Genomic DNA, 11,108 nt, shown 5'->3' with positions numbered 1-11,108 from the left:
AAATAATGAATATATCAGGCCCGGTTTGACAATGAACCTGGGCCTATTTTAATGTCTTCCCCCCCCCCAATTTTCTCCTTAGTATGAGGCAATTTTTATCTCTATGATGGATGATGACTAAATGGCTTTTCATAATAGTGCTCCACTCATTTTTCGTATTCCTGGCTTTTGATGTGATGAAAACGATCGTAAAAAGGCATCAACATAATTGAGTAATTGCCACATAAATTGACAACAATGATTCCGAGTCACTGTTTCATGAAGCGATTGCCATCGCCGCTCTATTTTATTTAACCAGGGAGAATAAACCTGTAAAAACAAAAGGATAAACTTGGGATGGTGTGTCAACCAACGCTTGACTTTGTGACTTTTATGGATGCAGTAATTATCTAAAATTAATGTGATCGTTTCCGCATGGGGATTGCGGGCATTAAGTTCATCTAACATTTTGATAAATAAATCAGAATTCTTTTTTTTCCCCTGTCACATAAGTCACTTCTTTTGTTTGCGCATTGAGACAGCCTGCAAGGTAATGTTTTTCATTTTTGCCGGGGGGTGATTACCCGCTTTTGCTGGCCCTTGAAACACCAATCCGCACCGATTTTCGGGTTTAAATCAATGTCTGCCTCATCTTCATAAAAAACAGGATGCTTTTCTGAAATACTGGCTTTGGCTTTTGTGATTTTTGCCATTTTCTCGTCATATTCAGGAGCAGGTTTTTTCACCGTTGGTGCCGCCCTGCGCCAGACAATACCGACCTGAGAGAAATAACGGTATAACGTACTCCGTGTCAATGAGAGACTGAGTAATTCATTCAATGTATTGCTTATGAGCTCAAGGCCCCAACGAGAACGAAGATAGCCTAACTCTTGAGGGGACTGCTGTAATAAGAAAAGCAAGATGTTGTAGAGAGGAGTTAGCTCCCAGACTGCCGGTCTGCCAGCCGGTAAACTTTTGAGTCCTTCCAGTCCATATAACGTAAACCACCCAATCCAACGATTGACAGAAGAGCGGGCAGCGCGAAGGGTTTTAGCGACAGCCGTCACAGTAAGCCCTTCATTTAACATCAGTAACGCCGTTAATCGACGGGAATAGTCCTTATCACGGGTTTTATGGATAAGTTTTTTCATTTTTTGACATTCATCTTGGGGTATCGGTGCTATTATTGGCATCACTCAGTCCGTATTGTGGTTTGGGATTTTTCGCAATTGATCAGATCGCAAAAATCGGGCTGAGTTCCCTCCGAGTGATCTACTATTCTGAAAACTTATTTATTAAAAAATAATAAGTGAAACATGTCAATGTGATTACACTCTATCACCTCATTATTGCGATTACATTGGTGGTGAAAAAAAGTTGTAAATTCTCATCACTCCGAGAATTATTTGATATAGCGAAAAAACATTCAGAAACAATCCATAACAGTGGGTTGAACGCACTATCGAGTGAGTATTTTTATTTTAATATAGATATGCTTTTTATACAGAAAAAAAACGTAACTTTCGTTTGCCTGATTATGTTTTTAATGACAATCAGTTTCCTGATGAATGTTGTGCTTTAGTATTATTAGGTACTATGGATTATCAACAAACCAAAAAAATCTCTACTGGTTCATTGTTTCATAATGATTATGATAAGTTAACATCTTCTCCAGATAAGCGATTTTTGAACCCTATGGGATTTGCTTTTTGGAATAAGAAAAGTTTATTTGCATTTGACCTAAACACTGGCGGATGTCAGAAAATTCACACTATACAGAATAGAGATTGCTATAAATAGCATGTACTTCTGAATAAATATTCCTAAACGAATTAGGATCATGATCTTTTATTTCTTGGATTTCAGTGATAGAAAAAGTAAATATTTAAATAATATTATTGAACAAATGTAAGTATTAATCGAAGAAAAGGTTAGCTATGCTCCTAAATAGCTATTTAGGCTTTACAATGTCAACCCAGGAGGCAGGGAAAACCCTACCCCCTATCACGACTAAAAAAATAAAAATGAACTACAGCTTAATGATAAAAGCGAGAATATAATATGGGGGTACCACATTAACACTATGAGAATGGCTGTCTTGAGTTGCAGAGGCGCCATGGCTATGCGAGCCACCCCCTCCTTCTGACCTTGAAAACCACGATTTATAACTAGGACTCCTCCCATTCCTCTCATATATAGATTGCCCGCCACTCCCTTCATTCCCCGCAGTGTAAATAGAGTGATTGTGCGATGGGATCTGAGAAATTGTTAGGGTATGCCCATTAACATTAACTCTAATGTTGGGGGTTTTCGTATCTGAATTCACATTAGAATACTTGGCATTATTATTCCCCTGTACCTTTTGATTATTGGTTTGTCTAACATTGGTAAATTTGGTAGAGCCAAGTACAAATCTATCCTGTAAATCCGGCCTTCCACTTTGGCCATCGCATAATGCCCACCCCTTCGGCATTTCAGACTCAGTTCCGGCAAACATCATCACCATCCCTTTCTGGAAGGTTTGCTCAGGAGTAAGACCAATACTATTTCCATTTACTTGAATACCATTGCTGACAACAACTTTTAAACCATTATTCTCATCCGCACTTAATCCACTGTTGGTCGCGAGTTTAATGCTCATCCCATTGGCATTAATTTGAATACCATTGCTGACAACGGCTTTTAAACCATTACTCTCATCCGCACTTAATCCACTGTTGGTCGCGAGTTTAACGCTCACCCCTTTGGCATTAATTTGAATACCATTGCTGACAACGGCTTTTAAACCATTACTCTCATCTGCACTTAATCCACTGTTGGTCGCGAGTTTAACGCTCACCCCTTTGGTATTAATTTGAATGCCTTCCCCGGCATCAACAGATAACCCGCTGCTGCTTAACGCCAGACCTCCGGCATTGCCGTTGGTTTGCCCATCAGTACCTTGACCACTGCCGCCATTGACATGCGAGCCTTTCGCCAGTTTTAATGACACACTATTGGTGCCGACGGCAAGACCGTTCCCCTCACCCACGCAGATACCGTCTTTTTTATACACCAACCCGGAACCAAGGTCGGTTGCTAACATATCCTTCACGCTAATTAGCGGTGCATAGTCAGTGTCGGTACTGCCTGGATTTAATTTAAGTTGCAGCGTCCCGCTATCATCCAGTTTGAATCCATCACCAGAACCACTTTGATCTGAGGCTTGTCCTGTGGCACGTAGCCCAATATTTGCCATATCAATTAAATCAGAAAAATCAGTTTGCAATGGAATACTGCCCGATTTAAAACGTTCTTTTAGTGCATCTGCCAGCGGTATTGCGTTTGTTTTAGCTGGAATCAAACTTTCCGAATTACGATTGTTATCAGTCATTTTCTTCTCCAAATAGATGAACATTTATGATGAACATTTATAACGTTGACGGAATATCTTTCAGGATACAGAAGAGCTCATCTTATAAATAAATACATTTATCATATTTTTTATTTGAGTTTTTTTAATTCTATTTGTTCAAGGGTATCCATATTTAATTTACCACATCAGGTTTAACAAATAACAAACTTTAACAGGCAAGGAATAATACCTTTATCTTAGTTCACATGTAAATAAAGTTGCATAAAAAGCAAATTGCATTATTGGCAATGTACTCATTGTCACTTTTTCGGCACGATGACTATCGATATAAGCATGATATAGCCCCACAAAAATATTTTCAGAATGATATATCTGTCATTTTGTGGCGGTAGCTTTATCTAAATATATTTTTACACCCTATTTTAATTGAAATTAATCATAACCATTTTTATTTTAAAAGAGGCTATTATGTCTACAAGTACATCTCAAATTGCAGTTGAATATCCTATTCCCTCTTATCGTTTCCTTGTTTCTGTCGGGGATGAACAAATTCCATTTAACAGTGTTTCAGGACTGGATATTAGTTATGACACCATTGAGTACCGCGATGGTGTGGGTAATTGGTTCAAAATGCCCGGCCAACGTCAACCAATCAATATTACCCTGCGTAAAGGTGTTTTCCCCGGCAAAACTGAACTGTTTGATTGGATTAATTCTATCCAACTTAATCAAGTCGAGAAAAAAGATATTACCATTAGCTTAACTAATGACGCAGGCACCGAATTATTGATGACCTGGAATGTGGCTAATGCTTTCCCTACCTCATTGACTTCGCCTTCCTTTGATGCCACCAGCAATGATATTGCCGTTCAGGAAATTAGCCTGACAGCCGATCGCGTAACCATGCAGGCTGTTTAAGGCATTACATAGTTAATCATTTCGTATAAAGGAATTTTTATGACAACCGTTACCAGTTATCCCGGCGTTTATATTGAAGAATTAAATAGCCTGGCTTTATCTGTATCAAATAGTGCCACAGCCGTTCCTGTTTTTGCCGTGAATAAAGAAAACAAACATTTTAATGGAGATACTGCACTCCGAATTAATTCCTGGATGGATTATCTAAATTTGGTTGACGACTTTGACAACAAAGATAAGTTGTCAGTTTCTCTGCGGGCTTATTTTACCAATGGCGGAGGCTACTGCTATCTCATCCAGACTCAGAATTTAGAAAAACTAATTCCAACTTTAGATGATGTCACTTTGCTGGTTGCTGCGGGTGAAAATATTAAAACAGCCGCAGCAACTTTATGCCTGTCAGGAAAAGGGTTATTTGCCATATTTGATGGCCCTGAAGAAGCACTGACTATCGAGAAAGCGGAAACGATCAAGAAAGATTATGACGCCACACCATTTGCCGCGGTTTACTACCCGTGGCTGAAAGCGGACTGGGCTAAAATCGATATTCCACCAAGTGCCGTTATGGCAGGGGTTTACGCATCCGTCGATTTATCCCGCGGAGTGTGGAAAGCACCCGCCAATATCGCCTTGAAAGGCGGTCTGGAGCCTGCATTCTTGGTCACGGATGAATTACAGGGCAAATATAACTCTGGCCGTGCCATCAATATGATTCGAAATTTCAGCAATACCGGTGCCACCGTTTGGGGAGCCAGAACGCTGGAAGATAGTGACAATTGGCGCTATGTCCCTGTGCGTCGCCTGTTTAATACCGTCGAGCGGGATGTTAAGCGCGCCATGAGTTTTGCCATGTTTGAACCGAACAGCCAGCCGACCTGGGAACGCGTCAGGGCGGCAATCAGCAATTATCTTCATAGCCTGTGGCAACAAGGGGGATTGGCAGGTAGCAAAGAAGAAGAGGCCTATTTCGTGCAGATTGGCAAGGGCGTTACGATGACGCCAGAACAGATTAATCAAGGGCAGATGATTGTAAAAGTCGGCCTGGCTGCTGTTCGACCTGCGGAATTTATCATTCTCCAGTTTACGCAAGATGTAGAACAGCGTTAATCACATTGATTGATGAGGAATTATCATGCCAGCTAATCTAAAAGCGCCCGGCGTTTATATTGAAGAAGAGGCTTCCCTTGCGTTGTCTGTCAGCAACAGCGCAACTGCCGTACCTGTTTTTATCGGTAAATTTACCCCGAAAGTAGCGGATTCAACCCAGGTCTGTACCCGTATCAGCAATTGGCTTGAATTTACTTCCGCTTTTTCTCTGGCACCAATGACCGAGATTGCCATTAAATCGGATATTGAGCCTGCTTCCAGCGGTGAAGTAAAAAAAGAAGAAGTTGAAAAAGAAAAAACTGAGAAAAAAGAGACGGAAGCCCAAGAAACGCCCAAAGCCAAAGCTGTTTCTGCCACCGAAGATCCAAAAAAATGGCTCCACAATATTGAGAGAATCAATCAATCTCCAGCCGTAGAAGCTTTGAAGCTCTATTTCCAAAATGGCGGCGGGGCTTGTTATATCTACCTATTAAACGATATTAATGACGATTTGGCTCTGGCTGCCATTCCCGAATTGATTGAACAAAAAGGGGATATTACTCTGCTGGTTTGCCCAGAAGAAAAGCAGGATTATAAAAACAAAATCTACAGTGCAGTCAGCCCTCTGTTGAATAGTGATAACAAAAAAGTGGGCTATTTCCTGATTGCAGATAGCCTTGATGGTGAATCGGTGTCTGGTATGGGAAATAGCACTAAGATCGCCGCCTATTATCCTCAGTTGGAAACAAACCTGAAATTCTCCACCTTGCCCGACGATCAGGACGTTGTTATCAGTGGTTATGAGAATGAATCAGGTAAGGACAAGCTGAAGACTCTGGATAAACTTAGGGAAACAGATCAAGCGCTGGCGCAGGAAATTGATATCAGATTGCAAGAGATACAAAAAGATAGTCTCACCCTTTCACCCAGTGCTGCTATTGCAGGAATTTATTGCCAAACTGATAACCAGCGTGGCGTCTGGAAAGCCCCCGCCAACGTTGCACTCAGCGGAATCAAAGGCCTGACTGATAAAGTCGATGACGAACGGCAAGGCACCATGAATGATAAGGGCATCAATGTTATCCGTTCATTTACCGGCCGTGGCTTGATGGTTTGGGGAGCTCGTACTTATGCCCAGGACGGTGATATCAACTGGCGTTACATTCCCGTCCGTCGTCTGTTCAATTCCGTTGAACGCGATATCCGTCAGGCACTGCGGGCCGTGTTATTTGAAACCAATAATCAACCTACCTGGATGCACGCCAAGGCCGCCGTTGACCAATATCTTTATGCCCTTTGGCAAAAAAATGCCCTGATGGGGGATCGCCCGGAAGAAGCTTACTTTGTCCATATTGGTCAGGATATCACTATGTCTGATGCTGATATCAAACAAGGCAAAATGATCATGCAAGTCGGTCTGGCCGCAGTACGACCGGCTGAATTTATCGTTCTGCAATTTACGCAGGATGTCGCTCAGTAATCTCCATGATTAAACACAGGCGCTGTATTAACAGTGCCTATCTAACCACTTTGGAGGAGATGATGATGGAAAGAATTCAACCGGGCGTGACCTTAACAGAAAGTATCATCACCACGGGTCAGCAAGAGATACCCAGCGCAGTGCCCGTATTTATTGGCTATACCGCCCATAATCCACAGCGACTAAAACGACAGCAAGCAGAAACCGCGGTTCGTATCGACAATCTGGCGGAATATAACCAGCTATTTGGTGACGATCATCTGATGGCGTTGGCCGTCAGGCACTATTTCGATAATGGCGGGCAACGGGCTTTTGTGTTACCGCTGCAAGGCAATATGCCCTCAGCAAACATGACCCAAGCGGAAGCCAACAACCTGATAGCCGCATTAAGCTCTGACGCGGTGAAAGAAGCCATTGGTGGGGAAACACAAATTACCCTGATTTTGGCACCGGATATCGCCCGACTGAATGACAGTGTGATTGATGATCAATACACTTTAGTCAATTTGTGGTCTGAAGGTTGGAAGACTCTGCTGCAACTGAGCCAGATCCGCGCCAATCTTTTTGCACTGCTGGACGCAGCGGATGAGGTTGAACAGGCTCACCAATGTCTGAGGGATTTATCATCAGAATATCGCCAATGGGGAGCCGCCTATTGGCCTCGTCTGGAAACCACTTATCAGGACGTATCCAACCAAGATATATCCAGTAAAAACATATCCGGCAAGAAAGGTATCGTGCTCTCCCCCACCGCCGCTATCGCAGCAATTATCCAGCGCACAGATAGCGAAACCGGCGTGTGGAAAGCGCCGGCCAATATTGCCCTGTCTCAGGTTATCCGGCCGGTTAGATCCTATTTTCAGGGGAGTGTACTGTTTAACACCAATGGTACTTCTCTCAATGTGATCCGCAGTTTCCCCGGCAAAGGCATACGCGTATGGGGATGCCGCACGCTGGAAAACACAAACAACACACCGTGGCGTTACCTGCAAACCCGTCGTCTGGTTTCTTATGTCACCGTACATCTGGCGCAATTGGCCCGTATGTACATCTTTGAACCCAATAACGAACTGACATGGATGAAATGCAAGGGACAAAGTTACAACTGGTTACGGCAATTGTGGTTACAGGGTGGCTTGTACGGCTCACGGGAAGATGAGGCATTTACCGTGCTGTTAGGGGTCAATGAGACGATGACCGAAGAGGATATCCGGGACGGGAAAATGATCATGAAAGTCGCCCTGGCCGTATTGTCTCCCGCTGAATTTATCGAGATCAGTTTGGTCTTTGATACCCAAACGGGAGCGCTTTTGTCTTAAGAAGGAAAGAGCACAATGAACGATTATTACACCCCCGTGGTATCCCACCGTTTTATGGCGAGTTTTATTTTTAATGGCATTCCCGATCCGCTGGATATCCGCTTTCAGCGCATTTCCGGCCTGAGTCGGGAGCTTCAGGTGACCCAGCACAGTCAGGGCGGCGAAAACGCCCGCAATAACTATCTGGCCGAGAAGATCCAACACGGCACATTAACGCTGGAACGCGGCGTGATGACGGTTTCCCCTTTGACCTGGATGTTTGACCGCGTATTGCGCGGAGAAAAAATCGCCTATGCAGATGTGGTGATTATGCTGTTAAACGAAAATTCACTGCCCGTATCCAGTTGGACACTGAGCAATGCCTTACCGGTACGCTGGCAAACCGGTGACTTTGACGCGAACAGCAACGCCATCTTGGTAAATACCCTTGAGCTGCGCTATCAGGATATGTGCTGGCTGGGAGTCAAAGTATGACAGTAGAAATCAGAGAATTAATCATTCAGGCAAAAGTGGTGTCATCAGCACCAATACTACCAACACAAGCGACTGAATCAGATCGGCAAGGCCATTCGTTGATTCAGGAAAGTCTGGATGAAGCAACCTTGATCGAAAAAATTAAACGCGAAGTGCTGGCCGCATTACGCGATGAGGAAGGGTGGCGTCCATGAGTCTGATTGAACGTGGTTTAGCGAAGCTGACCATTAATGCTTATAAAGACAGGGAAGGAAAAATACGGGCAGGCACCGTGCAAGCCATGTATAACCCCGATTCCCTGCAACTGGATTATCAAACGGATTATCAACAATCCCAAGCCATTAATAGCGAGAAACAAAGCAGTATTTATGTACAGGCCAAGCCCGCAGGATTATCCCTTGAGCTGATTTTTGATGCCACGATGCCGGGTAACAAAACCCCCGTTGAAGTTCAGCTAATGCAACTCAAACAACTGTGCAGCGTGGATGCCACCAGTAATGAAACGCGATTCCTGCAAATTAAATGGGGCAAAATGCGTTGGGAAAATCGCGGTTATTTTGCTGGCAGGGCGAAAGGCCTGTCTGTGAATTACACCTTGTTTGATCGTGATGCCACTCCCTTACGGGCGCGGGTCATCCTGACACTGGTGGCGGATGAAAGTCTGGTCTTGCAGGAGACAGAACAAAACCTGAAATCGCCGGCGAAAATCGCCTTACGGGTACAAGATGGCGTATCGCTGGCGCTGATGGCAGCCGGTACGGCATCAACGCTATCCGGCGGCGTCGATTATTTGACACTGGCCTGGCAAAACGGTCTGGATAACCTCAATGGGTTCGTACCGGGTGAAATATTACAGGCCACCAAAGGAGACGCACCATGAGCCATCAACTGAAAATTATTGCAGATGGCAAGGTACTGTCCCTTTTGGCTGTCGTCGATGTGGATACCTATTACCGCGTTAACAGCATCCCTTCGGCAACGCTGAAAATCAGCCTGCCGGACAGGCCACTTTCCTCTTTCAGCCAGACAGATGTACAGGCTGAACTGGCCCATTGTCAGGTAGGAAAAACCCTGCGTCTGGAAGTGACTGATGGCGGCAGAAAATCGGTGCTGTTTAACGGCCTGATTACCCGTAACACGTTGAAGATCAAAAATAAGCAATTATTGCTCACGTTGCTCGTCAAGCATCGCTTGCAACTGATGGTGGATACCCAACATTCACAACTGTTTAAGGACAGCAACGAAAAATCGATCTTAAACACCCTATTGAGTCAGGCTGACATCAAGGCTCACGTTGAACGGATAGCCGCGTTAGATCAAAAACATGAGCAGATGGTGCAATTTCGCTGTTCAGATTGGCGTTTTCTGCTGTGTCGGCTATCGGCAACCGGCGTGTGGTTGCTACCTACGATAGAAGGCGTTCGGCTTGTCCACCCTGAATCTCTGAAATCCAATGCAACCTATACCCTGAAAAGCCGGGGGGATGAGAAAAAAGATATCGTCGTCAAAGATGCAAGCTGGCAGTTTGACAATCATCTTAACCCCGCTTCGCTGGAAGTCAGTGGCTGGGATATCAGTAAACAACAGGAATTGTCAGGCGGCCGCTACGGCAGTGTTGCCGTGGGGAAAGCCGCACTCTCCCCTGACAGGCTGGCATCTTTGAATAAAGAAAGTTGGGACATTCGCTACAGCAGCCCGTTAACCACTCAAGAAAGTGGCTATCTGGCACAGGGACTATTGCTGAATCAACGCATTTCTGGTGTCACAGGCGAATTCCTGCTTAAAGGCGATGGACGTTATCAGTTAGGAGACAACATTCAATTGACGGGATTTGGTTCACAACTGGATGGTACAGCCAGCATTACTGCGGTGCGCCATCGTTTTAACCGGCAAATTGATTGGGAAACCACCTTAAGCATGGGCTTACAACAGGAATATCTGCCAGTGTTACCCGATGCCCCCGAACTGCATATTGCGACGGTCGCGAAGTATCAGCAGGACAAAGCAGCCTTGAACCGCATTCCGATTATTCTGCCGGTGCTGAATCGCCCGAATGAATTTCTGTGGGCAAGACTAGGGAAACCTTACGCCAGCCACGAAAGCGGTTTCTGTTTTTACCCGGAACCCGGTGACGAAGTGATTGTCGGCTTTTTTGAAAATGATCCACGTTATCCGGTGATTCTGGGTGCAATGCACAACCCGAAAAATAAAGCACCTTTAGAACCCACCCAAGATAATCAGGAAAAAGTCTTGGTGGTTAAACAAGGTGAAAACCAACAACAAATTGTCATCAATGGCAAAGAGAAAATAATCCGAATCAATGCGGGAGAAAATCAAATCACGCTCCAGCAGGATAAAGATATTTCTCTGTCAACGAAAAAAGAATTAACACTGAAAGCGCAGACAATGAATGCCCAAATGGATAAATCGCTCAATATGTCTGGCAAAAACAGTGTTGAAATCAAAGGTGCGAAAATTAATCTTACCCAGTGAAAGG

9 protein-coding genes and 1 pseudogene are annotated in these 11,108 nt (G+C 44.2%); 8 read left to right on the top strand and 2 right to left on the bottom strand.

Features of this window, described 5'->3' with window-relative positions; all coding sequences use genetic code 11:
- Positions 1-129 precede the first annotated feature (129 nt).
- A pseudogene (locus tag H8A87_RS13240) lies at positions 130-1,172 on the bottom strand (IS630 family transposase).
- A gap of 836 nt (positions 1,173-2,008) precedes the next feature.
- Complete coding sequence (locus H8A87_RS13235; RefSeq protein WP_198690418.1) at positions 2,009-3,352, bottom strand: phage tail protein; 1,344 nt, start codon at positions 3,350-3,352, stop codon at positions 2,009-2,011.
- Positions 3,353-3,802: 450 nt separating this feature from the next.
- Here H8A87_RS13235 and H8A87_RS13230 point away from each other — a divergent pair, with 450 nt between their 5' ends.
- The 8 genes from H8A87_RS13230 (at position 3,803) to H8A87_RS13195 (ending at position 11,104) form a co-directional block, all read left to right on the top strand.
- Positions 3,803-4,252: a phage tail protein gene (locus H8A87_RS13230; protein ID WP_198690417.1), complete on the top strand. Its 450-nt coding sequence runs from the start codon at positions 3,803-3,805 to the stop codon at positions 4,250-4,252.
- 39 nt (positions 4,253-4,291) lie between these two features.
- Positions 4,292-5,359, top strand: coding sequence for a phage tail sheath family protein (locus tag H8A87_RS13225; protein ID WP_198690416.1), 1,068 nt, complete (start codon positions 4,292-4,294; stop codon positions 5,357-5,359).
- Between the two features lie 25 nt (positions 5,360-5,384).
- The gene (locus H8A87_RS13220) at positions 5,385-6,818 is read left to right on the top strand and encodes a phage tail sheath family protein (RefSeq protein WP_198690415.1); all 1,434 of its coding nucleotides are present in this window, start codon (positions 5,385-5,387) and stop codon (positions 6,816-6,818) included.
- Positions 6,819-6,883: 65 nt separating this feature from the next.
- A complete protein-coding gene (locus tag H8A87_RS13215) occupies positions 6,884-8,137 on the top strand; it encodes a phage tail sheath C-terminal domain-containing protein (RefSeq protein ID WP_198690414.1) in 1,254 nt (417 codons plus the stop codon).
- Positions 8,138-8,152: 15 nt separating this feature from the next.
- On the top strand, positions 8,153-8,611 hold the full coding sequence (locus H8A87_RS13210) for a phage tail protein (RefSeq protein ID WP_041983025.1): 459 nt from the start codon (positions 8,153-8,155) through the stop codon (positions 8,609-8,611).
- Positions 8,608-8,805 carry a DUF5908 family protein gene (locus H8A87_RS13205; RefSeq protein ID WP_198690413.1) on the top strand — a complete coding sequence of 66 codons (198 nt, stop codon included), beginning with the start codon at positions 8,608-8,610 and terminating at the stop codon, positions 8,803-8,805. The genes H8A87_RS13210 and H8A87_RS13205 overlap by 4 nt, the downstream gene beginning before the upstream one ends.
- On the top strand, positions 8,802-9,491 hold the full coding sequence (locus tag H8A87_RS13200) for a CIS tube protein (RefSeq protein ID WP_198690412.1): 690 nt from the start codon (positions 8,802-8,804) through the stop codon (positions 9,489-9,491). The genes H8A87_RS13205 and H8A87_RS13200 overlap by 4 nt, the downstream gene beginning before the upstream one ends.
- Positions 9,488-11,104 carry a phage baseplate assembly protein V gene (locus H8A87_RS13195; RefSeq protein WP_198690411.1) on the top strand — a complete coding sequence of 539 codons (1,617 nt, stop codon included), beginning with the start codon at positions 9,488-9,490 and terminating at the stop codon, positions 11,102-11,104. The genes H8A87_RS13200 and H8A87_RS13195 overlap by 4 nt, the downstream gene beginning before the upstream one ends.
- Positions 11,105-11,108 lie beyond the last annotated feature (4 nt).

Source organism: Xenorhabdus lircayensis (assembly GCF_016306625.1).
Classification (GTDB): domain Bacteria; phylum Pseudomonadota; class Gammaproteobacteria; order Enterobacterales; family Enterobacteriaceae; genus Xenorhabdus; species Xenorhabdus lircayensis.
This window is presented reverse-complemented; position numbering and strand designations above follow the sequence as displayed.